Origin of the sequence: Burkholderia sp. BCC0397, assembly GCF_902832865.1 — a bacterium.
Classification (GTDB): domain Bacteria; phylum Pseudomonadota; class Gammaproteobacteria; order Burkholderiales; family Burkholderiaceae; genus Burkholderia.
Window position 1 is genome coordinate 1 of the sequence record NZ_CADFDL010000024.1, and the last position, 20,871, is coordinate 20,871.

At 66.9% G+C, this 20,871-nt stretch carries 24 protein-coding genes and 1 pseudogene; 13 read left to right on the forward strand and 12 right to left on the reverse strand.

What is annotated here, in order from left to right:
- On the reverse strand, positions 1-448 hold a 448-nt coding region (locus HWX03_RS36405), incomplete at its 3' end, for an SEL1-like repeat protein (protein ID WP_175874645.1).
- 362 nt (positions 449-810) lie between these two features.
- Between HWX03_RS36405 and HWX03_RS36410 the strand changes: the two genes are divergently transcribed.
- The 3 genes from HWX03_RS36410 (at position 811) to atsR (ending at position 4,081) form a co-directional block, all read left to right on the forward strand.
- The gene (locus HWX03_RS36410; RefSeq protein ID WP_175822719.1) at positions 811-1,686 is read left to right on the forward strand and encodes a helix-turn-helix domain-containing protein; all 876 of its coding nucleotides are present in this window, start codon (positions 811-813) and stop codon (positions 1,684-1,686) included.
- Positions 1,687-1,755: 69 nt separating this feature from the next.
- The gene (locus tag HWX03_RS36415; RefSeq protein ID WP_175822720.1) at positions 1,756-2,259 is read left to right on the forward strand and encodes a molybdopterin-dependent oxidoreductase; all 504 of its coding nucleotides are present in this window, start codon (positions 1,756-1,758) and stop codon (positions 2,257-2,259) included.
- Position 2,260: 1 nt separating this feature from the next.
- Entirely contained in the window at positions 2,261-4,081 is a 1,821-nt protein-coding gene (gene atsR, locus HWX03_RS36420; RefSeq protein ID WP_175874646.1) for a hybrid sensor histidine kinase/response regulator AtsR, read from the forward strand.
- 97 nt (positions 4,082-4,178) lie between these two features.
- Here the strand turns inward: atsR and HWX03_RS36425 are convergent, their stop codons facing one another.
- Together HWX03_RS36425 and HWX03_RS36430 are read right to left on the reverse strand one after the other, a co-directional pair.
- Positions 4,179-4,598, reverse strand: a complete 420-nt coding sequence (locus HWX03_RS36425; protein ID WP_175874647.1) for a secondary thiamine-phosphate synthase enzyme YjbQ — start codon at positions 4,596-4,598, stop codon at positions 4,179-4,181.
- 10 nt (positions 4,599-4,608) lie between these two features.
- A complete protein-coding gene (locus tag HWX03_RS36430) occupies positions 4,609-4,944 on the reverse strand; it encodes a thioredoxin family protein (RefSeq protein ID WP_175874648.1) in 336 nt (111 codons plus the stop codon).
- Positions 4,945-5,177: 233 nt separating this feature from the next.
- On the opposite strand from HWX03_RS36430, the gene HWX03_RS36435 reads away from it, so the two are divergent.
- The 4 genes from HWX03_RS36435 to HWX03_RS36450 all read left to right on the forward strand — a co-directional run bounded on the left by HWX03_RS36435 (position 5,178) and on the right by HWX03_RS36450 (position 8,250).
- Positions 5,178-5,882: a flavin reductase family protein gene (locus HWX03_RS36435; RefSeq protein ID WP_175874659.1), complete on the forward strand. Its 705-nt coding sequence runs from the start codon at positions 5,178-5,180 to the stop codon at positions 5,880-5,882.
- A 278-nt stretch (positions 5,883-6,160) separates the two neighbouring features.
- Positions 6,161-6,493: a DUF2322 family protein gene (locus tag HWX03_RS36440; RefSeq protein WP_124594909.1), complete on the forward strand. Its 333-nt coding sequence runs from the start codon at positions 6,161-6,163 to the stop codon at positions 6,491-6,493.
- 108 nt (positions 6,494-6,601) lie between these two features.
- Positions 6,602-7,474 (forward strand): hypothetical protein, encoded by an 873-nt coding sequence (locus HWX03_RS36445; RefSeq protein WP_175874649.1) that lies wholly within the window; start codon positions 6,602-6,604, stop codon positions 7,472-7,474.
- A 143-nt stretch (positions 7,475-7,617) separates the two neighbouring features.
- On the forward strand, positions 7,618-8,250 hold the full coding sequence (locus tag HWX03_RS36450) for a LysE family translocator (protein WP_175874650.1): 633 nt from the start codon (positions 7,618-7,620) through the stop codon (positions 8,248-8,250).
- A 306-nt stretch (positions 8,251-8,556) separates the two neighbouring features.
- Here the strand turns inward: HWX03_RS36450 and HWX03_RS36455 are convergent, their stop codons facing one another.
- Positions 8,557-9,126 (reverse strand): hypothetical protein, encoded by a 570-nt coding sequence (locus HWX03_RS36455; RefSeq protein WP_175874660.1) that lies wholly within the window; start codon positions 9,124-9,126, stop codon positions 8,557-8,559.
- Positions 9,127-9,353: 227 nt separating this feature from the next.
- Entirely contained in the window at positions 9,354-9,812 is a 459-nt protein-coding gene (locus HWX03_RS36460) for an Lrp/AsnC family transcriptional regulator (protein ID WP_006486309.1), read from the reverse strand.
- Between the two features lie 125 nt (positions 9,813-9,937).
- Here HWX03_RS36460 and HWX03_RS36465 point away from each other — a divergent pair, with 125 nt between their 5' ends.
- The 3 genes from HWX03_RS36465 (at position 9,938) to surE (ending at position 11,943) form a co-directional block, all read left to right on the forward strand.
- Positions 9,938-10,672, forward strand: a complete 735-nt coding sequence (locus HWX03_RS36465; RefSeq protein ID WP_006486303.1) for an AzlC family ABC transporter permease — start codon at positions 9,938-9,940, stop codon at positions 10,670-10,672.
- Between the two features lies 1 nt (position 10,673).
- Entirely contained in the window at positions 10,674-10,973 is a 300-nt protein-coding gene (locus HWX03_RS36470) for an AzlD family protein (protein WP_175822847.1), read from the forward strand.
- 190 nt (positions 10,974-11,163) lie between these two features.
- Positions 11,164-11,943, forward strand: a complete 780-nt coding sequence (surE, locus tag HWX03_RS36475; protein ID WP_175874651.1) for a 5'/3'-nucleotidase SurE — start codon at positions 11,164-11,166, stop codon at positions 11,941-11,943.
- 77 nt (positions 11,944-12,020) lie between these two features.
- Here the strand turns inward: surE and HWX03_RS36480 are convergent, their stop codons facing one another.
- The 6 genes from HWX03_RS36480 to HWX03_RS36505 all read right to left on the reverse strand — a co-directional run bounded on the left by HWX03_RS36480 (position 12,021) and on the right by HWX03_RS36505 (position 17,065).
- On the reverse strand, positions 12,021-12,878 hold the full coding sequence (locus tag HWX03_RS36480; RefSeq protein ID WP_175874652.1) for an SDR family oxidoreductase: 858 nt from the start codon (positions 12,876-12,878) through the stop codon (positions 12,021-12,023).
- Between the two features lie 167 nt (positions 12,879-13,045).
- Positions 13,046-13,426 carry a hypothetical protein gene (locus tag HWX03_RS36485; RefSeq protein ID WP_175874653.1) on the reverse strand — a complete coding sequence of 127 codons (381 nt, stop codon included), beginning with the start codon at positions 13,424-13,426 and terminating at the stop codon, positions 13,046-13,048.
- A 254-nt stretch (positions 13,427-13,680) separates the two neighbouring features.
- Positions 13,681-14,148, reverse strand: a complete 468-nt coding sequence (locus tag HWX03_RS36490) for a cupin domain-containing protein (protein ID WP_175874661.1) — start codon at positions 14,146-14,148, stop codon at positions 13,681-13,683.
- 182 nt (positions 14,149-14,330) lie between these two features.
- Positions 14,331-15,683 (reverse strand): pyridoxal-dependent decarboxylase, encoded by a 1,353-nt coding sequence (locus HWX03_RS36495; RefSeq protein ID WP_175874654.1) that lies wholly within the window; start codon positions 15,681-15,683, stop codon positions 14,331-14,333.
- A gap of 20 nt (positions 15,684-15,703) precedes the next feature.
- Positions 15,704-16,003 carry a metalloregulator ArsR/SmtB family transcription factor gene (locus HWX03_RS36500; RefSeq protein WP_175874655.1) on the reverse strand — a complete coding sequence of 100 codons (300 nt, stop codon included), beginning with the start codon at positions 16,001-16,003 and terminating at the stop codon, positions 15,704-15,706.
- 180 nt (positions 16,004-16,183) lie between these two features.
- Positions 16,184-17,065: a LysR family transcriptional regulator gene (locus tag HWX03_RS36505; protein WP_175874656.1), complete on the reverse strand. Its 882-nt coding sequence runs from the start codon at positions 17,063-17,065 to the stop codon at positions 16,184-16,186.
- A gap of 127 nt (positions 17,066-17,192) precedes the next feature.
- Between HWX03_RS36505 and HWX03_RS36510 the strand changes: the two genes are divergently transcribed.
- Positions 17,193-18,230, forward strand: coding sequence for an aldo/keto reductase (locus HWX03_RS36510; RefSeq protein ID WP_175874657.1), 1,038 nt, complete (start codon positions 17,193-17,195; stop codon positions 18,228-18,230).
- A gap of 22 nt (positions 18,231-18,252) precedes the next feature.
- Here HWX03_RS36510 and HWX03_RS36515 read toward each other — a convergent pair whose 3' ends face one another.
- Positions 18,253-19,917: an ABC transporter ATP-binding protein gene (locus HWX03_RS36515; RefSeq protein ID WP_175874658.1), complete on the reverse strand. Its 1,665-nt coding sequence runs from the start codon at positions 19,915-19,917 to the stop codon at positions 18,253-18,255.
- Between the two features lie 462 nt (positions 19,918-20,379).
- Between HWX03_RS36515 and HWX03_RS36520 the strand changes: the two genes are divergently transcribed.
- Positions 20,380-20,643: a helix-turn-helix transcriptional regulator gene (locus HWX03_RS36520; RefSeq protein WP_175874662.1), complete on the forward strand. Its 264-nt coding sequence runs from the start codon at positions 20,380-20,382 to the stop codon at positions 20,641-20,643.
- Positions 20,644-20,645: 2 nt separating this feature from the next.
- A pseudogene (locus HWX03_RS36525) lies at positions 20,646-20,871 on the forward strand (hypothetical protein); the annotation flags it as partial.

Below are 20,871 nucleotides of genomic sequence, written 5' to 3' on the forward strand. Positions count from 1 at the left end.
GCAGCTTTTTCGATTCCTTGTCGCCGCGGCCGGCCGCGATCGACAGCCACTTCTCCGCTTCGCGCGAATCCGAGCCCATTTCCTCGAGGCCGAACAGGTAGAAACTGCCGAGCGCCTTCTGCGCATTCAGGTCGCCGCGCTCAGCGGCCTCGCGCATCCACTTGAGGGCCTGGTAGCTGTCCTGGCGCACGCCGTCGCCACGGAAATAACGCAGGCCGAGGTCGTAGGCGGCCTTCGGCTGGGTCTTCGCGGTTTGCTTGAGCGCGGCGATGCGCGGATCGTCCCGGTCTTCCGCATCGTCCCTTTTTTGATAGGAGACCTGATCTTTAGGGCGATCGGAACAACCTGTGTCGTCGCAGATCCGTACCGTGCTGGCGGTAACCGACGGATCCTGCGCGCACGCGGCCAACAGCAACAGCAGCCCCGGTGCGAGTAAACGGCGATACATGGGTACTTTCCTCAAGTTTTATTGGCGCCGCAATTCTTCGAGCTATCCCACCCCGTGGGCTCGTACCCGGTTGCGTGCGGCGCAGCGGATACAATTCCATCCGCCAACGCCGACACGCAGTCCTAGGCTCTCTCAGGCTCTCTCTTCGAATCGTTCCGTCACTGCTTCATTGCTGCCGCTTTTCGCCGACCCGACTGTGCCGGCATCGACCCCCAAACATGACGCGACAAACAATAGTGACGTGGTGAGCAATAATAATGGAGAAAAATGGCATGTCAAGGTCCTTCGCGCATTTAAAGTTTGCATGACGCGTCAGCTTTGATATGCTCTTCCTCGCCAAAACCCCTGGAGACCCCATCGAGATGTCCACCACCGAGCAGGCCAACGTCGATCTCATCACCGCCAACAAGGTGCGCGATCTCCTGAACCGGAACGGCATTCCGCCGCGAAGTCACAACACGACGATCGCGAACGTGCTCGGCCTGAGCTTCTCGGTCGTCACGCGCAAGATGAAAGGCCTGATCCCGTGGAACCTGTCGCAGTTGCAGGACATCGCGACGCACTTCGGCGTGCCGCCCGCGATCCTGCTCGACGACAAGGGCACGCAGCCGGCCGCGGCCGAGATGATCGACGCGACGTTCGTGATCGAATCGAAGCGCTTCCGCTGCCGCGCCGCGATCTCGACGAAGGCCACCAGCCAGATCGAGACGGATTTCGTCGCGCTGCAGTGGCAGGGCGAATGGATCGTCACCGAACGCCAGCACGCGCGCGAGGGCCGCACGTATCCGGTCGACGTGATCGAGCTGCGCTCGGCGCAGCCGAACGTGTATGCGGCGCGGATCGCCGTGGTCGACGATTCGCACGACGTCGCCGAAACAGTCTGTGAATATTTCATCGAAAAAGGCGTGAACGCGATTCCGTTCTTCGACGGCGCGAGCTTCCGCAAGGCGCTGGAAGTCGAGGATTTCGACGGCTACATCCTCGACTGGATGCTCGGCGACCAGACGGCCGCCGAACTCGTGCGCGGCATCCGCTCGAGCGAAAACAGCGGCGCGCCGATCTTCCTGCTGACCGGCAAGATCTCGACCGGCGAAGCGAGCGAGGACGAAATCGCGCACATCGTGTCGCACTACAACGCGCGCTGCGAAGAAAAGCCGGTGCGCCTGCCGATCCTGTTCGCGGAAGTGGCCCGCGAACTGAAGCTCACGCTGTCGGCGGCGGCCGCGGCGACGAACTGAGCACCGGGCACCGGGAACGGAAACCGGAACGACAACCCGCCACACGCACCACCAGACCGAGGGAAAGACATGCGCGTTTCAACCATCTGGACCAAAAGCCTGCTGACGGCCTGCCTGCTCGGGATGGCCGCCGCGGCATGGGCCGCGTCGTCGTTCACGTTCACCGTCGACGGCAAGATCAGCAAGAGCAACCAGCAGGGAAAGATGACTTACATCTTTTCCGAGCAGGCGCTGATGGCGCTGCCGCAGCATACGATCGTCACGTCGACCAGCTGGACGCCGAAGGCGACCTTCACCGGCCCGCGCCTGTCCGACGTGCTGAAGACGGTCGGCGCGCACGGCACGCAGATCGAATTCCGCTGCATCGACGAATACACGTTCACGATTCCCGTGTCCGATGCCGACAAGTACGGCGTGATCCTCGCGCGGACGATGAACGGCAAGGTGCTCGGCAACGACAACTACGGCCCGCTGTGGATCATGTATCCGCGCGACCAGTATCCCGACGAGCTGAAGACGCCGCTCGGCGAAGCCAAGTTCGCGTGGCAGATCATCGGCCTGACCGTGAAGTGACATGACGCGGCGGCGATGGAAAAATAGAAAAATCATCCTGGTCCTCGGCTCGCTGTGGATCATGGGGTTCGCCGCGTGGGCGTTCCTGCTGTGGGACCTCCTCGCCACCTCGGTCAACGAGGGCGTGCTCGAGGGGCCGCGCGAAGGCGTGTTCTGGACCGCCGCGCAATACCGCAACGTCTATACGCGCTTCGACCGGCAGCTGATTCTCTACGCGACGCACGAAGACGACGATTTCGATCACGTGCAGATGCAGCTCGACAGCCTGTCGGTGTCGTTCGGGTTCCTGCAGCGGCCGTCGGAAGTGTCCCAATACTGGCTGCGCATCCCGCGCGCGCGCAACGAGATCGACGCGCTCGGCGAATTCATGACGCGCCTGAAGCGCGAGGTACCGCTGTTGCGCGACGCGCCGAAGCAGGCGCGGCAGGTGATCGACGAAGTCAATGCGTACTGGCCGAAGGTCAACGGCCTCGCGAACTATTTCCGCGCGATCGAAATGGCGCAGCGCGATTTCACGTTCCATCAATTGAAGGACAAGCAGCGCGCGCTCCTGATCCTCGGCATCGTGCTCGGCGTGATCCTGTGCGCGCTGTTCCTGCTGCTGTTCTACACGATGCGCACGCGCGACGACCTGCTCGAACGGCAAAACGCGGCGCTCGATGCGGAACGCAAGGCATCCGACCGCGCATTCGAGATGATCGAGGCGAAGAACGCGTTCCTCGGGATGGTCAGCCACGAACTGCGCACGCCGCTGCAGGCGATCTGCGGATCGATCGAGATCCTGCTGGCGCGCCCGCAATCCGACGCGAACCTGAAGACGATCCGGCGGCTGCAGAATTCCGCGCTGGCGCTGGAAGCGCTCGTCAAGGACCTCACCGACTACATCAAGCTGCGCTCGACGAAACGCGTCGCCGAACTGGATACCGTCGGCATCGCGCCGCTGCTCGCCGAAGTGCTCGAACCGCTGCGCACGAAGATCGTGGCCAGGCGGATCGCGGTCACGCAGCTCGTCGAGCCGCCCGGCCTCGCGATCCGCTCCGATCGTAAGCTACTGCGGCAGGTGCTGTCGAACCTGATCGAGAACTCGGTCAAGTACACGGCCGACGGCTCGATCACGGTGGCGATCACGCTCGCCGACGCGCCGGCCGGCCAGCAGGTGAAGATCGCCGTGCGCGACACCGGCGCCGGCATCGCGAAGCAGCATCTGTCGAAGATCTTCGAGCCGTTCTATCGCGCGAACGACGCGGTCGGGCTGCACGTGGACGGAATCGGCATGGGGCTCGCGGTCGTGCGCGAAATCGTGACGACGCTGCGCGGGCATGTGGACGTGCGCAGCGTGGTCGGCGAAGGCAGCGAGTTCGTCGTGACGCTGCCGGTCGAAGTACCCGGCGTCGACACGGCCGGCACCGCGGCCGTCGACGTGCCCGCGTTGCCGCCCGTGCCGGCGCACCGCGGCCGGCGCGCGCTGGTGGTCGACGACAACGACAACGCGCGCGAAACGCTCGGTGCGATGCTGTCGGCGCTCGGCGTCGACGCCGATCTGTGCGGCACCGGGCAGGACGGCGTCGCGCGCTTCGGTACGGGCCGCTACGACCTCGTCGTGCTCGACCTCGAACTGCCGGACCTGAGCGGATTCGACGTGGCGCGGCGCATTCGCGCGGTGGCGGAACCCGACGACGACGGCCGGCATCCGGCGATCCTCGGCGTCAGCGCGTATGAATCGGCGGCGTTGCGCGAGAACCAGCGGGTGTTCGACGCGTTCCTGCCGAAGCCGGTCCACCTGCGCGAACTCGGCGCGCTCGTCGAGAAGCTGCTCGCCTGAGCCGCGCGCCGGCGCGGCGTCACGCGTTCCCGTCTGCTTGCCTGCTTGCCTGCTTGCCTGCTTGCCTGCTTGCCTGCTTGCCTGCTTGCCTGCTTGCCTACTCGCCGATCAGATGCAGCACGAGGTCGCGCCGGTGCGCCGCGCGACGATGCTCGAACAGATAGATCCCCTGCCACGTGCCGAGCACCATGCGTCCGTGCTCGACCGGAATCGACAACTGCACCTGCGTGAGCGCCGTGCGCAGATGCGCGGGCATGTCGTCGGCGCCTTCGGTGTCGTGCTCGTAGCGCGTGTCGTCCTCGGGCGCGAGCGTCGCGAAATAGCGTTCGATATCGCGCTGCACCGACGGATCCGCGTTCTCCTGGATCACCAGCGACGCCGACGTATGGCGGCAGAACACGGTGAGCAGGCCGGTGCGGATCGCCTGCTGGTCGACGAACGCACGCACCCGCGGCGTGACTTCGACGAGGCCGCTGCCGCGCGTATCGACGCCGACGTGCGTGATGGCCTGTTGCATCGCCATGATCTCAGGCCAGCGCCGCGAAGCCGTCGGCTTCGATCTGTTTCGCGTCGACGGGGCGCACGACGCGCGCGACTTCGACCCCATCGCGCAGGAACACCAGCGTCGGCCACAGCTTCACGCCGAACGAGCGGCCGAGCGGACGGCCGGGGCCGTCCTCGATCTTCAGGTGCCGCACGGCAGGATGCGCGGAGAACGACGCCGTGATCGCGGGCTGCGCGCCCGCGCAGATCCCGCACCAGTTCGCGCCGAATTCGATGACGGTTGCGCCGCCCAGTGCATCGACTTCCGCGCGGGTCGGCGCGTTGGCGGTGTAGCGTTGCTCGGGTTGCTCGGTGTCCATCAGGCCCTCGTGTGCGTTGGCGGAACGTGACCGCACGCGCCGGCGTGATGCAGGCGGCCGCGGTCTTCGATTTCTTACTGTAGCGGAAAAGGCTGCGCGCTGCCGGCTCGGTCCGGCGCGGCGCTGGCGACGCCTGTGCGCGCACGTTTCGGAATGACACGACAAGATTCGGAGCGCCGTGCCGCCGCGACGGGATCAGCATGAGAACCGATCCCGTCAACGAAGGACTCGACATGAATGCGCCACATTGCGTCACCGAACCGAACATCCTCTACTTCGGCACGCCCGTCGTGCTGATCAGCACGCTGAACGAAAACGGCACGGCCAATCTCGCACCGATCTCGTCCGCGTTCTGGCTCGGCTGGCGCGGCGTGATCGGCATCGCCGCCAGCTCGCAGACCACCCGCAACCTGCTGCGCACCGGCGAATGCGTGCTGAACCTGCCGTCGTCGGCGCAGGCGGACGCGGTGAACCGGATCGCGCGCACGACCGGCACGTATCCGGTGCCCGACGGCAAGCGCGCGAAAGGCTACGTATTCGAGCCCGACAAGTTCGGCACGGCCGGATTCACCAAGGCCGCGTCGCAAACCGTCGCGCCGCCGCGCGCGCTCGAATGTCCGGTGCATATGGAGGCGGTCGTCGCGGCCACGCACGGGATCGGCGACGACATGCCCGACCTGCGCGGGCGCATTCGCGTGTTCGAGGTGCGCATCCAGCGCGTGCACGCGCACCCCGACCTGCTGATGGACGGTCAGCCGGACCGCATCGATCCGGACAAGTGGTCGCCGCTGATCATGAGCTTCCAGAAGTTCTACGGGCTGGCGCCGCGACAGGTGCATGCGTCGCGGCTCGCCGAGATTCCCGAGCACGCGTATCGCAGCCCCGACATCGAGCGCTCGCGCGATGCGGGCGTGCTGACCGGGACCGGGCGGTCTTGACGCCGCACGCGTCGGCACGGCGGCATCGCTGAGGAACGCGACGCGGATGATCGGCGCGGTATTTGGCGTCGCGGTGCCGGGCGCGCTGACAACGCGGGCGGCGGCGCGACCGGGCTGCGGGTCGCGATGCTGGCGGGCAGCGCGCCGCGACTCGCGGACGCGGCGCTCGCATGACGCACGGCCGGCACCGGCACGCGGGCCGGCGCCACTAAGCTGATCGGATAAGATACGGCCGGCCACGCACCTTGGCCCATGACCGAACCGACGGAGTGTTTTCAGTGATTCAACCGACCCAAGTATTCAAGGACAACCTCGCGCAACTGCCGGCCATCGACGGCATCGCGCGCATCGATCTCGTCGGCGCGAACGGCGACGTGGTCGCGACCATCGAGAACCAGCCGGGCAAGCAGGGCTCGCTCGCGGTGTACCACTATCTGAAGCAGGCGTTCGGCACGCTCGACGCGAAAGCCGCCGAACACGGCCTCGCGGTGTTCGCCGAGCATACGGCCGACGCACGCAATCGTCCGGGCGCGCACCCGAATGTCGATCGCCTGCTGGCGATCGTCGCCGGCGGCGACGCGCTGCGCATCGACGTCGTCGCGAACGGCTGAGTCGGCGGCGACGCGGGCGCATGCCGCCGGGCGGTGCGCGCGACCATGACATACGGGCGAAAACGCGCGATTGCCGCGCCCGTTCCACTTTCCCCGGAGACAGCCTGCGTGTTTCTTTCCGTTGCCTCACCGCTCACCCGCCGTCTTGCTTCGATCGTTTCGATCGCGGTATTTGCCGGTGCCGCGTTCGGCGGCACGGCATCGGCCTCGCCCGATACGCTGCGCACGGCCTCCGAGATCGCCGGGGCGTCGCTCGTGCCGCTCGGCGTGCTGCCGCGCTCACCTGAAAGCGGTTCGCTCGATTCATTCTGCACGCAATATCGCGCGAAAACGACCACGGCGGCCGGCCGCGAAGTCGCGCAGCGCAACTGGATCGTGACGTCCGAGGCACCGCTCGGGCGCTACACGGTCGTGACCTTCGCGAGCGGATTCAACGCCGGCACGAGCGCGATGTGTTTCGCGCGCAACGGCAATATCGGCGTATTCGACGGCACCACACTCGTCGCACTCGGCTATACGGCACGCAAGGCCGGCTGGCAGCTCGGCCCGGTCGATCGTCTGGAAAACGGCGCGCTGCTCGTCTGGGGCGGCAACGGCCCCGGCGCGCCCGTCGGCGAGCTGCACGAAGAAAGCGGCGGCCTGCGGTTGACCCGCGTCGCCGCCGAGCGTACGTTCTGCGACGGCCGCGCGGTCGTGCCGAACGTCTATGGCAAGCCGCTCGACGTGGCACGGAGGATCCTGATCGCGCATGGCTGGCAGCCGCTGCGACCGCGCGAGAAGCCGGATGCAATGGACGGGGCTGCAACGCTCGCGAAGCACGGCATCGTCGAAGCTGAAGCGTGTTCGGGCACCGGCGTCGGGTATTGCGCGCTGCGCTACCGGAACGCGGCCGGCGTGCTCGGCGTGACGACGGTGGGCGGCGAGCCGGACCAGCCGTCGGCAAACACCGTGATCGATTATCAGGTTGGCTGTCGCAAATAGTGAGGGGCGCAGGCCGCGCATGCGCAATGCATGCGTCCCGCGATCCGTGCCGTCCGGCCATCGTCCGTTCGCTCGATTGACCGGCCTCGCGCGCCCTCCTAAACTGACCTCCCTTTTACGCTGCACCAGCACAAGGGACTGCCATGATCGACTTCTCCACGCTTGCACTGTTCTCCGGCGCGTGTCTCGCGCTGACCGTTACGCCCGGCCCGGACATGTTGCTGATCGCGTCCCGCAGCGTGAGCCAGGGGCGACGCGCCGGCTTCGCGACGCTCGCGGGCATTCAGGCCGGCACCTACTGCCACGCGCTCGCGGCCGCGCTCGGTCTGTCGCAGCTCTTCGTCGCGGTGCCGCTCGCGTATGACGCGGTGCGTTTCGCAGGCGCCGCGTATCTGCTGTATCTCGCGTGGAAAACGTTCCGTTCGGATGCGACCGCGCTGTCGCCCGTCGCGTCGCAACGTCGCCATTCGACCGCGACGATCTTTCGCCAAGGGCTGACGACGAACCTGCTGAACCCGAAGATGGCGCTGTTCGTGCTCGCGCTGTTCCCGCAGTTCGTGCGGCCCGAGCACGGCTCGATCGCCGTGCAGATTCTCGTGCTCGCGACGGTGCTGAACCTGATCGGGATCGTCGTGAACGGCGCGGTGATTCTCTCCGCGAACCGGCTGAGCCAGCGGATCGGCGCGCGCCGCCGGCCGTCGAAGGTGCCGCAGTATCTGCTCGGGTCGGTGTTCGTGGGGCTGGCGGCGCGGCTCGCGGTGGCGGGGCGGAACTAACCCCGTCGCGAATCCGTCGTGCCCGGTCCACGCTGACACCGAATCGCGCTGCTTGCCGGGCCCGGATTTCCCGAGCGTGCTCGGGTCCGCACATCGCCACCAATCTCTCCGACCGAAGAAATACGGTCGCGAACTCCCCTCACGTCTGACCAACCGCCTGTGTCCGCAGTTGCGGTCGGTCACCGTTCGCCTGCATCACGCGCCTCCCCAAAGCGGCCGGCTTCTACATACGCGCCATCAAGCCCCGCGGCGTCGCGCTCGCCACTTCGAGAAACGGCCGCACGGTGACGCGGATGAAAACGGCCCTCAGCGCGTCGCCCCCAGCGCCACGCGCAGCCGCTCCATCAATTGCGTGTAGTGCCGCAGCACGTCGTCCTTCGACACGACGTTCGCGGTCGCGAAACGCTCGGACCACGCCGGCTTCCACTCATACGAACCGTGCACGCTGCGGTCGCCGTCGGGCGCCTGGATCAGCGAGCGGATCCGCGCGTCGCGGCCCGGCCCCGTATGCATCTCGAACAGCGCGTGGATGAACGTGTGATACGCGTCGTACACGTCGTCGTCGAACAGGTAGCGGTAGATGTGGAACGTGCGGTCGAGGTCGCGCTTCGCGCGGATCACGTCGTCCGGCGAGATGTCCTTCCAGTAGCCGATCCACGTGTAGAAGCACAGCAGCGCATTGAGCTGCGGCGCGACCGTGTCGTACAGCGCGAGCCGCTTCTCGATCAGCCGCTGGTTGGTCCACTGCACGAGCTCGAGCCGCTTCAGCCGGCGCGCGACCAGCCAGCCGAGACAGGCGACCGACAACGGCGTCAGCACGCCGAGCGTGAGCTTGACGATTTCCAGCGAATTCCACGGCGTATTGAATGGCTGCATGTAGGGCTCGACAGGAAGAAACGCATTCGCGCCGACGCACGACCCCGGCGCGCCACGCAGCGCCGCCTGGCCGATCGCGTCGGGCATTGACCGTTAGTTGCTTGCACATCGAACAGTGTGCGACCGCACCGGCAATACGTGCGATGCGACTCACCCCATCAGTTTATCGGGCGATTGTCACCGCGCGATGACCGCTCGTCGACGCGTCGCCGCGCGCCCGCCCCGCTTCAGGTCGGCAGCGCCGACGTGAGCTTGACCTTCTGCATCGGAATGTCGGTCTTCACGCTGAGCACGCCGGGAATACGCGTCAGGTATTCCATCTGGAAGCGCCGGTAATCGTCGATGTCGGCCGCGACGACGCGCAGCAGGAAATCGCAGTCGCCGGCCATCAGGTGGCATTCGACGACTTCCGGCATCTGCTGAACGGCCTCGGCGAAACGGTTCACCGATTCCGCGTCCTGCCCCTTCAGCCATACGCGCGTGAAGATCGTCAGCCCCTTGCCGACCTTCGCCGGATTCAGCACGGCCACGTATTTCTCGATCACGCCGGCTTCCTCGAGGAGCCGCACGCGCCGCAGGCACGGCGACGGCGACAACCCGACCTCGTGCGCAAGCTCCACGTTCTGCATGCGGCCGTCGCGCTGCAGCGCGCTCAGGATCCGGCGGTCGATAGCGTCAAGTTTCATTTGGCATTCGATTCCAAAAAATTCGTGCATCACGCGTTCAATGCCAAATTCTGAGAAAAATCTGGCGACAACGCAACCCGATTCGAGTCAAAAAAGCAGACAATCCCTCCCCCGAAGGAGGAGTAATGAGCAGTAGCGTTTCAACGTCGTCCGGGCTTCGCGACAAGCCCGCCTATGTCGCCGAGATGGGTCGCGGTTTGCGCGCGGCGCTGCCCGTCATGCTGGGTTTCGTGCCGTTCGCGCTGGTGCTGGGCGCGCAGGCCGCGCAGAAAGGGCTGAGCCTGTTCGAGGTGCCGATGATGACGGGCCTGAACTTCGGCGGCGGCTCCGAATTCGCGGCGATCCATCTGTGGACGTCGCCGCCGCACATCGCGTTGATCGTCGCGATGTCGTTCCTCGTGAATTCGCGCCACATCCTGATGGGGGCAGCGTTCGAGCCGTATATCCGGCGCCTGCCGCGCCGTCGCGCGTTCGTCGCGCTGTTCTTCATGTGCGACGAGAGCTGGGCGATGTCGCTCGCCGATGCGCGCGAGCGCTCGGCCACGCACATCAGCGTGCCCTATTACGCGGGCATCTGCATGGGGCTCTACCTGACGTGGATCTCGATGACGACGCTCGGCGCGGCGGTCGGCCCGACGATCGGCAACGTCGAACAGTACGGCTTCGACATGGCGTTCACGGCCGTGTTTCTGGTGCTGCTGCGCGGCATGTGGAAAGGGGTGCGCGCGAGCCGCCCGTGGTTCGTGAGCCTCGTCGTCGCGGCGGCCACGCATCTCGCGCTGCCCGGCGCGTGGTACGTCGCGGCCGGCGCCTGCGCGGGGCTGATCGCCGCGCTGCTGTGGGAGCCGCGCGATGCCTGAGCTGCCGGATTTCAGCACTGTCGCGACGATCGTGCTGATGGCGTCGACCACCTACCTGTCGCGCATCCTCGGCTACGTGCTGCTGCGCAACCGCACGCTGAGCCCGCGGATGGCGTCGGTGATGGAGAACGTGCCGGGCTGCGTGCTGATCTCGGTGATCGCGCCGGCCTTCGTGTCGACGCGCCCCGCCGACCTGTTCGCACTCGCGATCACGCTGCTCGCGGCGACGCGCCTGTCGATCCTGCCGACCGTCATCGTCGGCGTCGTGTCGGCCGGCCTGCTGCGCTACCTGCTCGGTTGAGCGGTTCCGGCCGCCACACCGGCAGGCACATGCCGCGACACGGCAAACGGGCGCACGATGCGCCCGTTTTCACGTCCGCGCGGACCGGCGCTACCGGCGCGACACGACGATCCTCACGCCGGAGTGCTAGCCTTGTGGCTTGCGCCACGCCGCACTTCCCCTCTCATTGCCCTTCACGAGGATCGTCCCGATGCAAGCAACCCGCCCGCTGTTCGACCGTGTCCTGCTCACCAACGACGACGGATTCGACGCTCCCGGCCTCGACATACTCGAACAGGTCGCCACGCAACTCGCGCGCGAAGTGTGGATCGTCGCACCGGCCGAGGACCAGAGCGGCACGTCGCATTCGCTGAGCCTGCACGAACCGCTGCGCGTGCATCGCAAGGGCGAGCGCCGCTTCGCGGTGCGCGGCACGCCCGGCGATTGCGTCGCGATCGCGGTCAGCCACCTGATGAAGGGCGCGCGGCCCGACGTCGTGCTGTCCGGCGTGAATCGCGGCGCGAACCTCGGCACCGAAACGGTGTTTTCCGGCACGGTCGGCGCCGCGATGACGAGCATGCTGGTCGGTGTGCCGGCCATCGCGCTGAGCCAGGCGTTCGTCGATCGCAACGCGGTGCCGTGGGGCACCGCGCTCGCGCATGCGCCGGACGTCATCCGCCGGCTCGTCGCCGCCGGCTGGGACAGCGACGCGTGCCTCAACGTGAATTTCCCGCCGCGGCCGGCCGAGGACGTGCGCGGCCTGAAGGTGACGAACCAGGGCGCCGGCACGCTGCAGGGTGTCGAGATCGTGTCGGGACGCGATCCGCGCGAGATCGACTATCACTGGCTGAAGCTCGCGCGCGCGCCGCGCGACGACGATGCGGATTCGGAAACGGTCGCATTGGGCGAAGGGTATATCGCGGTCACGCCGCTGAAGTTCGAGCGCACGCACGATCAGGCGCTCGCGCGGCTGCGGTCGAATCTGGGCTGATCGAGCACGCCTTCGAACGGCCGCGGCGGTTGCGCAACTGCGATGCCGGCGCGCCGCCGCGTCACCGCATCACCACGTCACGTCAGGTTCAACCCGCCGTCGAGCATCACGATCTCGCCCGTCACGTAATCGGATGCGACGAGCATCACGACCGTCTGCGCGATATCGTCCGGCGTCGCCGCGCGGCACATCGGCGCGCGCTCGCGCCAGAGCTGCTGCGCTTCCGTCCAGTCGGCGGTCAGCGGCGTATCGACGAGCCCCGGCGCGACCGCATTGACGCGAATCGCCGGCGCAAGCGTGCGTGCGAGCAGCCGCGTCGTGTGATTGAGCGCGGCCTTCGCGGCCGCATACGGAATCGACGCGCCCTTCGGCCGCACGCCCGCATGCGAGCTGACGTTCACGACGCACCCGGCCCGCCCGTGCGACGCCGACTCGCGCAGCGCGGCCTCCGCTTCGGCGACCAGCCGGAACGGCGCGATCACGTTGATTTCATGCATCTCGCGCCACACGTCGGGCGTGGCCGCCGCGAGGTCGTCATGCGGAATCACGCGGCTGGCGCCCGCGTTGTTGACGAGCACGTCGAGCCGCCCGTGCACGGCGAGGGCGTCGCGGATCAGCCGCACGCGTTCGGCATCGTCGGCGAGATCGGCCTGCACGTAGGCCGCGCCAAGTTCGCGCGCCATTGCACGCCCGGTGTCGGCCGAGCTGCGCGAATGCAGGATCACCGCGTAGCCGTCGGCCGCCAGGCGACGCGCGACGGCCGCCCCGATTCCCGACGTCGAGCCGGTGACGAGCGCGACCGGCCGGTGCAGGCGCGACGCGCGCGGCTCGCCGGCGGTTTCGGTTTCAGGTGCGGTTTCGGTTTCAGGTGCCGTTTCGGTTTCAGATGCCGTTTCGGCAAGCGGGGCAGACATCGGCGGGAGCGGCGCATCCATGGCGTGGAACCCTGTCAGTGGCGTTCCCGCATCATAAGCGCGGTGGGGCACAGGATCGAAGCGCAATCGATCCGGCCCCCGTGCATGCAGCGACGCCGCCCGGTAGGCCAGGCAGCGCGACGGCTGCTCCCTGCGACGGCTTCGCCCCCCGTTCGCGATAAGCGAACTCATCCTCTGGATTGCTGCCAACGATGCATCAGCCAGAACACCAAGCCCGCCACTGCCCCCAGGCCCAGGAACGCCAGGAACCCCAAAACGACCGACAAGCCGGCCTTGAAAACATCGTCATCCCAGATGGCGGTGTAAATCAAATAAGTGGCAATCCATGTCAACAACCCCGTGATGCTGCCGCACAGGCACGATGAAATCATCGAAACGCGCCAGTATTTCGTGACCAGCAGATATTGCGGAATCGCAAACGCTGCCGTGCCGAAATATGCGATTGGAACGGAATATTTGAGCGACCCGGGATCGTCGGCCAAATACGACCACACCAGGCCGGGCACGAGGGCCGAGAGCGCAAAAGCAAGAAAAGGTATCTGACGCATCGATGTAGGCAGCCGCTGGCTGCAGCCATTCTATTTATTGAAATCAAGCGCGTTCGGCGCACGAATCGCTCATCTCGCGTGGCCACGTTGCGACCCTCGCCGCTTCGCGATGCCCGCGCCGACGATAGGCGTCGTCCAACTCGCCCGAAACCGGGACGTCATCGCGTGTTCGACGTGCACGCACCATCCCGCGGCAGTCCCGCTCGCGCACGTTGAACGAACGGCCTCCTCCCGAGATGACGTGCAATCGGCCGTCACGGCTGTTTCGGCAGTTCGACATACCCCTCGAGCTCGCCGGCGATATACAGCCGCTTGCCAACGCGCGGGTATTCGCACACGTCGTGCTCGAGCCGCTGCCCGCCGACGAGCAGCTCCAGCGGCGCCTCGCCGGTGTTCTGCACCGTATGCGCTTCTCCGCCGCGCGGAAAACCCAGAAAATCGCCAGGCCCGATTTCACTGGCGTGCTCGCCGATCGTCACCGCGCCGGTACCGGACAGCACGTACACGAATTCTTCTTCGTACAAGTGGCGGTGATATTCGGCCGATTCATGACCGGGCATCAGCGTGAGTAGGTGAACGCCGAATTGCGTCAGGCCCGTCAGGTCGCTGAGCTGTCGCTTGAGACGAACGGCATTGGGATTGAGCGAATGCACCGCGCGCGTCGGTTCCATCTTCGCGATATCGGCGGCCTTCAGCAGTTCCCGGGGAAAGGGAGTCGACATGGGGATCTCGCAAGCGTGAATGCTTCTGTTGGACGCGGTGCCGGCGCGGCCCGCGCGATGGCTATTGTCCGATATTTTCACGCTTGCAGACGGGTCGCAAGCCCCCGCAGGCCACGTCGCACTTCATCGAATGCCTTAAAGTTGCGCACGCAACCATTTTGACTGCGGACGACGCATGACGCTCAACCCACGTGTACGCCGCGCAGCTTCGTCAGCAACGCGACGAGACGATCGATGTGCGCATCCTCGGTGCGCCACGACGACACGCTGATCCGGAACGCCGGCCGCCCCTGCCACACGGTCGCGCCGAACCACACGTCGCCCGACGCCTGCGCGGCTTCGAGGATCGCCGCCGTTTCCTCGTCGGTGCCGGCGCGCACGAGCACCTGGTTCAGCACGACGCGGTTCAGCACGTCGTAGCCGGCCGCACGCAGGCCGTCCGCGACCCGCGCCGCCTGCGCGCAATGCCGCTCGACCATCGTTGCCACGCCGGCGCGGCCAAGCGAGCGCAGCGCGGCCCACACGGGAATGCCGCGCGCGCGTCGCGAGAATTCGAGGTTCAGGTTCTTCTGCGCATCCTGCGCGCCGCTCAGGTAGACGGCGTCGCTGTTCATCGCGGTGGCGAGCGCGGCCGCGTCGCGGCAGATCACCATCGCGCCGTCGTACGGCGTGTTGAGCCATTTGTGGCCATCGGTCGTCCAGCTGTCCGCGCCGTCGATGCCGTCCGTCAGCGCACGCTTCGACGACGCCCGCGCCCACAGGCCGAACGCGCCGTCCACGTGCACCCACGCGCCGGCCGCCTTCGCGGGCGGAATCAATGCCGCGAACGGATCGAATTCGCCGGTGTTCACTTCGCCGGCCTGCACACAGAAGATCGTCATGTCGTCGAGCGGCGGCAACTGCGCCGGGTCGATCCGGCCGTGCGTATCGACCGGCGCGACGACGATGCGCTTCATCCCGAAGCCGAGCACGCGCAGCGCCTTCTTCACCGTGATGTGCGCAAGCGCGGAGATCACGACTTTCACCTCCGGCGCGCCGATCAGGCCATCCTCGTCGATATCCCAGCCCTTGCGCGCGAGCAGCGCGCGCCGCGCGGCCACCAGCGCGACGAGCGTACAGGCCGTCGCGCTCGTGCCGAAGCCGACCGCGCTGCCTTCGGGCAACCCGAGCACATCGACGACCCAGCGCGCGGCCAGGCGCTCGAGCGTCGCGGCCACCGGCGAATTCGCATACGACGACGCGCACTGGTCCCACGCGAGCATCAGCCGCTCGGCCGCCGCCGCGGCCGGCAGCGTCGCGCCGATCACGAAGCCGAAGTAGTTCGGCCCGTTCGATGCGACCGTCGCGGGCGTGCCGTGCTCGTCGAGCAGGCGCAGCACGTCGTCGGCCGGGCGGCCCGTATCGGGCAGCGGCTCGTCGAACGCGGCGAGGCCGGCGAGTGCCGCCGCATCGGGAAACGCGCGCCGTTCGTTCGTTGCAGCCAGATACGCGTGCGCGCGCCGGTCGGCGTCGGCCAGCAGTGCAAGTTCGTCCATGTCGGGTGCCTCGGTCAGAGTCAGAGTTGCGAGAGATCGCGGCCGAGCTGTTGCAGCGCGCCGTCGATCCGCTTGTAGTACGTGAACTTGCCGACGCGGGTCGCCTGCACGAGCCCGGCATCCGCGAGGATGCGCATGTGGCGCGTGGTCGTGGCCGGCGCGATGCCGAGCTTCTCGGTGATGTACGTGCAGCACACGCCGAGTTCGTCGACATCGCCATGCGGTTGCGGCGGGAAATGCTTGCGCGGCTGCCTGAGCCAGCGCAGCACGGCCAGACGGCTTTCGTTGGCCAAGGCGCTGATGCGGGTGACGTCGTCCATGGGGGTTCGGCTTCGTTTGACGTTTTGAATATTAGCTAAATGACGAAATGTGGGCAATGGGTTTGAACGGCGATTCCAGCCTGCGATGCCGCGCGCCGGTGCGCACCGGCGCGCATTCGATGCGATCGCAGCGGGATCGGCGTCACAACGTCTCGCAGGCCGCGCGCGGGCAACGTGCTTTTACGCCAGCGACTGCGCGAGCCGGTCGATCAACGCCCGCACACGCCGCGGCTGCGCGACGCTACCCGGATAGACGATCTGCAGATCCACATCGCCCGGCGAGAACGCCCCGAGCACCTCGACGAGCGCGCCCGACGCCAGATCCCGCTCGACGTCGACCAGCGACTTCAGCGCGATGCCGTGCCCCGCGATGCACCACGCGCGCACGAGCGCCCCGTCGTTGGCGACGCGCCGGCCGCGCACCACCACGCGCTTCAATACGCCATCGATGCTGAACGGCCATTCGGCATACAGCTCCTGGCCGAAGCGCATCACGATGCAGTCGTGCACGGCGAGTTCGTCCGGGTGCCGTGGCGTGCCATGTGCGGCGAGATACGCGGGCGACGCGCACACCACGCGCCGCGCACGGCCGAGCGAACGGCTGCGCAGCGAACTGTCCGCCAGCGTGCCGCGGCGGATCGCGAAATCCAGCCCCTGCCCGACGAGGTCGACATACCCGTCGCCGAGATGCAGGTCGACCGTGACGCCCGGATGGTCGGCCAGGAACGCGTCGACGACAGGCACGACGCGCTCGCGCCCGAGATCGGCCGGCGCGCTCAGCCGCACCGGCCCCGACAGCGTCTGCACGCCCAGCCGCACACGGCTTTCGAGTTCGTCGGCCTCGGCCAGCAGGCGTCGCGCGCCGTCCACCAGCGTGCGCCCCTCGTCGGTCAGGCTGATCGCGCGCGTCGTGCGCGTGAGCAGCGCCGCGCCGTAGTGGCGCTCGAGCGCCGTCAGCCGCTCGGACACCGTGGCCGGCGACAGGCCGACCTCGCGGCCCGCCGCGGCCAGCCCGCCCTTCTCCACGATGCGCAGGAACAGCGCGAGGTTGTCGAGCAGCATTGTTCGCTCCTTCCGAAGGATATTTTCGCCATCTTCAGGATTATCAGGAAAAGTCGCAAACGGTACATTGATCGCCTGACGATCGACGCGCGGCCTCGCCGCGCCCACACGACGAGAGGAAATGCCCATGGAATACCGTACGCTCGGCCGCTCCGGCCTCAAGGTCCCCGTCCTGAGCTTCGGCGCCGGCACCTTCGGCGGCACCGGCCCTCTGTTCAGTGCATGGGGCAATACCGGCGTCGACGAAGCGCGCCGCCTGATCGACATCTGCCTCGAAGCCGGCGTCAACCTGTTCGACACGGCCGACGTGTATTCCGACGGCGCGTCCGAACGCGTGCTCGGCGCCGCGCTCAAGGGGCGCCGCGACCAGGTGCTGATCTCGACCAAGACGGGCCTGCCGACCGGCGACGGCCCGAACGACGCGGGCACGTCGCGCGCACGGCTGGTACGCGCCGTCGACGACGCGCTGCGCCGCCTCGACACCGACTACATCGACCTGCTGCAACTGCACGCGTTCGACGCCGGCACGCCGGTCGAGGAAGTGATGTCGACGCTCGACGATCTCGTGCGCGCGGGCAAGCTCCGCTATATCGGCGTGTCGAACTTCGCCGGCTGGCAGATCATGAAGTCGCTCGCGGCGGCCGACCGGCACGGCTGGTCGCGCTACGTGGCGAACCAGGTGTACTACTCGCTCGTCGGCCGCGACTACGAGTGGGACCTGATGCCGCTCGGCGCCGACCAGGGCCTCGGAGCGCTGGTGTGGAGCCCGCTCGGCTGGGGCCGGCTCACCGGCAAGATCCGGCGCAATGCGCCGCTGCCCGAAGGCAGCCGCCTGCATGAAACGGCCAGCTACGGGCCGCCGGTCGACGACGCGCACCTGTACGACGTGGTCGATGCGCTCGACGCGATCGCGGAAGAAACCGGCAAGACGGTGCCGCAGATCGCGCTGAACTGGCTGCTGCAGCGGCCGACCGTGTCGTCGGTGATCGTCGGCGCGCGCAACGAGGAACAGTTGCGGCAGAACCTCGGCGCGGTCGGCTGGGCGCTGACCGATGTGCAGGTCGCGAAGCTGGACGCGGCGAGCGCGGTGGAAGCGCCGTATCCGTACTTCCCGTATCGTCGGCAGGCGGCGTTCGCGCGGCTCAATCCACCGATGCGCGGGTGAGCCGCCACGCAACGCATCGGCATCAGGCCGACACGCGTGCCTCGCCGAGCCGCACGACCTTGTCGGTCGGCCCGATGACCGAGCGCCGGTGCGTGATCGCGATCACCGTGACGTCGCGGGCCAGCAGCCGCACATGCTCCATAATGTCGCGCTCGGTGGCTTCGTCGAGCGCGGAACTCGCCTCATCGAGAAACAGCACGGTCGGATTGCCGTACAGCGCGCGGGCGATCGCGATGCGCTGCCGCTCGCCGCCGGACAGTTTCAGGCCGCGCTCGCCGACCGTCGTGCGGAACCCGTCCGGCAAGCCGTCGATGAACGGCAGGATCGTGGCCTTCGCGGCCGCGTCGCGCAGGCGCTGCGCATCGCGCGGCCGGCCGAGCAGGATGTTGTCCTCCAGGCTTTCGTTCAGCAGCACGACGTCCTGCGGCACGACGGCCACCGCGCCGTACCAGTCGGCGCGATCGATCGTCGCGAGATCGACGCCGTCGACCAGAATGCGGCCGTCGGTCGGCTCGATCGATTTCAGCGCCAGCTTGAAGACGGTGGACTTCCCCGCGCCGGTTTCGCCGACGACGAACGTGATGCCGCCGCGCTCGGCCACGAAATCGACGTCGTGCACGCCGCGCCCGTTGCCGTATGCATAGCCGACGCGCTCGAACACGATGCGCCCTTCGCGCGGCACGAATGCCGACGCGTGCGACACCTGCCGCTCCTCGGGCGCCGTCCACAGCGCCGCGAACGGCACGAGCGCCGCGCGGGAACGCACACTCTCGTCGATCGAGCGCGCGAGCATGTCGAACGGCAGGTTCAACTGCAGCAGCAGCGTGTTGAACAGCACGATGTCGCCGATCGACAGCGCGCCGGCCGCATGACGCGGCAACAGCAGCCAGAACGTCACCGAGAACTGGACTGCGAGGCCGAGCCCCAGCAGCGCGAGAAAGCCTACGTGCTGCATCACGTACGCCCGCCAGTTGTCGCGCTCGGCGCGCGCTTTCTCCGCGAAACGCTCGCTCATCCAGCGATGGCTGCCGAAATGCCGGAGCGTTTCCATCGCGTTGATCGCGCCGCCGACGAACCGCGCATTCTCCTGCCCGGCCTCGATCGCGCGATCGAGGTACACGCGCGAGCGCCGCGCGGAAACGATCGCGATTGTCACCGCGATCGCGCCATACGCAGCGGTGATGGCCGTCACTTCGAGATTGATCAGTGCGCCGAGCGTGACGAGCGTGAAGACGATCTGCAGCGTGCCGGGGATCAAATCCATCAGCGCGAGCTGCACGAGCACCGACAGCGCCCGGCTGCCGCGCGTGTTCGCACTCTGGATTTCGGCCGGATTATGCTCGACGAAGAACGCCGTGGTCTTCTTCAGGATGCGCTCGAAAAAGCGCGTGCTGGTGATGAATCCCAGATTCCCGGAAGTCATGAAGGCCAGGTACTGCACGACGCGTTGCAGCGCGCTGGACAGGCCCAGCAGCACCGCGTAGAGCACGAAGCCCGCCATTAGCGCGTGCAGCACGCCGCGATGCGACAGCGCGTCGATCAGGCGAGAGAACAGATAGGGGGCGGCAACGGCGGTGGCGCTCGACAGCACGACGACGGCCGCGACCGTCAGCAACATCCAGCGATCGGCCTTCCAGTAGGCGCGCAGCACCTCGGTGATCGGATTCGGCGCGTGGTGTTCGTTCATGGCGCGATGGGCCGGGCGCGGCCCGGATGGCGACAGGCGGCCGAAAAGTCTAGCAGAGTGAAAGGATGCTCGTTGAGGCGTCCGGGGGCACGAGCGCGGCCCCGCACAGTCATTTGCGCGGCGTAGGAAAGCGCGGGCGCGTGGGCTGACTCATCGCATCGAGAACTGCCTATCGTTGCCAGGTGTGGCGTTTTCCGGACCCGCTCTGAACGCGCCCCTCCTGAAAAGGCCCGCGACATGCACGGGGCCGACGCCGGCCTGACCGTACGCGGTCCAGGAACACGACTACGGTCAATGGCCTGCTGCTGCAGAACAGCCTCTCACACAGTAGCCCCAGGGATACAAAACTAGTCCGTCAGTTATAATTTGTAGCCCCAAGGACACAACTTGCGTATGCCAATTTGTAGCAGAAGGGCTACAATGTTAGCCAATTTGGCAATTTATGACGCCCTGAGGCTACAAATGACAACCCTGGCCGATATTGGAGAGATGCTGAGAGAGGTTCGCCATTCCGCGGGACTTTCACAGAAAGAACTGGCCGAGCACGCCGGTGTCGCACGTACAACGCTTGCACGCATGGAGACGCTCGCGCGAGGCGACATGAGCGTATCGGCGCTCATTCGCCTTCTCGAGGCTGCTGGCTATGACCTGGGCGTGGTGAAGCGCGGACACGGGCGCACGCTGGATGACGTGCTAGCCGAACAGCGCACGATGGGAGACGCGTGATCATGCGGCTTCATGTGTACGTCAAGGGCAAACTCGTTGCTCATCTCTATCGTCAGGCGGTCGACTATGCATTGCGCTACACCGCAGACGCCCTCGACGCCGATTTTGCCAGTTTGACCATGCCCGTTCGCGAGAACCTGTCCGCATTTTTGTGGGCGAGGCGGTTGAACAGCACGTTATCCACGCGCCTGCATAAATCGCTCGCCGAACAGGATAGCAAACTGGTTC

Excerpts from the sequence above, each read along its gene's own strand:
- HWX03_RS36430 (WP_175874648.1), bottom strand. The coding sequence starts at position 4,944 with ATGGACACCGAGCAACCCGAGCAACGCTACACCGCCAACGCGCCGACC.
- HWX03_RS36435 (WP_175874659.1), top strand. The coding sequence starts at position 5,178 with ATGAATGCGCCACATTGCGTCACCGAACCGAACATCCTCTACTTCGGC.
- HWX03_RS36425 (WP_175874647.1), bottom strand. The coding sequence starts at position 4,598 with ATGCAACAGGCCATCACGCACGTCGGCGTCGATACGCGCGGCAGCGGC.
- HWX03_RS36515 (WP_175874658.1), bottom strand. The coding sequence starts at position 19,917 with ATGAACGAACACCACGCGCCGAATCCGATCACCGAGGTGCTGCGCGCC.
- HWX03_RS36510 (WP_175874657.1), top strand. The coding sequence starts at position 17,193 with ATGGAATACCGTACGCTCGGCCGCTCCGGCCTCAAGGTCCCCGTCCTG.
- HWX03_RS36450 (WP_175874650.1), top strand. The coding sequence starts at position 7,618 with ATGATCGACTTCTCCACGCTTGCACTGTTCTCCGGCGCGTGTCTCGCG.
- HWX03_RS36520 (WP_175874662.1), top strand. The coding sequence starts at position 20,380 with ATGACAACCCTGGCCGATATTGGAGAGATGCTGAGAGAGGTTCGCCAT.
- HWX03_RS36455 (WP_175874660.1), bottom strand. The coding sequence starts at position 9,126 with ATGCAGCCATTCAATACGCCGTGGAATTCGCTGGAAATCGTCAAGCTC.
- HWX03_RS36485 (WP_175874653.1), bottom strand. The coding sequence starts at position 13,426 with ATGCGTCAGATACCTTTTCTTGCTTTTGCGCTCTCGGCCCTCGTGCCC.
- atsR (WP_175874646.1), top strand. The coding sequence starts at position 2,261 with ATGACGCGGCGGCGATGGAAAAATAGAAAAATCATCCTGGTCCTCGGC.
- HWX03_RS36505 (WP_175874656.1), bottom strand. The coding sequence starts at position 17,065 with ATGCTGCTCGACAACCTCGCGCTGTTCCTGCGCATCGTGGAGAAGGGC.
- HWX03_RS36415 (WP_175822720.1), top strand. The coding sequence starts at position 1,756 with ATGCGCGTTTCAACCATCTGGACCAAAAGCCTGCTGACGGCCTGCCTG.
- HWX03_RS36465 (WP_006486303.1), top strand. The coding sequence starts at position 9,938 with ATGAGCAGTAGCGTTTCAACGTCGTCCGGGCTTCGCGACAAGCCCGCC.
- surE (WP_175874651.1), top strand. The coding sequence starts at position 11,164 with ATGCAAGCAACCCGCCCGCTGTTCGACCGTGTCCTGCTCACCAACGAC.
- HWX03_RS36480 (WP_175874652.1), bottom strand. The coding sequence starts at position 12,878 with ATGGATGCGCCGCTCCCGCCGATGTCTGCCCCGCTTGCCGAAACGGCA.
- HWX03_RS36410 (WP_175822719.1), top strand. The coding sequence starts at position 811 with ATGTCCACCACCGAGCAGGCCAACGTCGATCTCATCACCGCCAACAAG.
- HWX03_RS36460 (WP_006486309.1), bottom strand. The coding sequence starts at position 9,812 with ATGAAACTTGACGCTATCGACCGCCGGATCCTGAGCGCGCTGCAGCGC.
- HWX03_RS36490 (WP_175874661.1), bottom strand. The coding sequence starts at position 14,148 with ATGTCGACTCCCTTTCCCCGGGAACTGCTGAAGGCCGCCGATATCGCG.
- HWX03_RS36500 (WP_175874655.1), bottom strand. The coding sequence starts at position 16,003 with ATGGACGACGTCACCCGCATCAGCGCCTTGGCCAACGAAAGCCGTCTG.
- HWX03_RS36495 (WP_175874654.1), bottom strand. The coding sequence starts at position 15,683 with ATGGACGAACTTGCACTGCTGGCCGACGCCGACCGGCGCGCGCACGCG.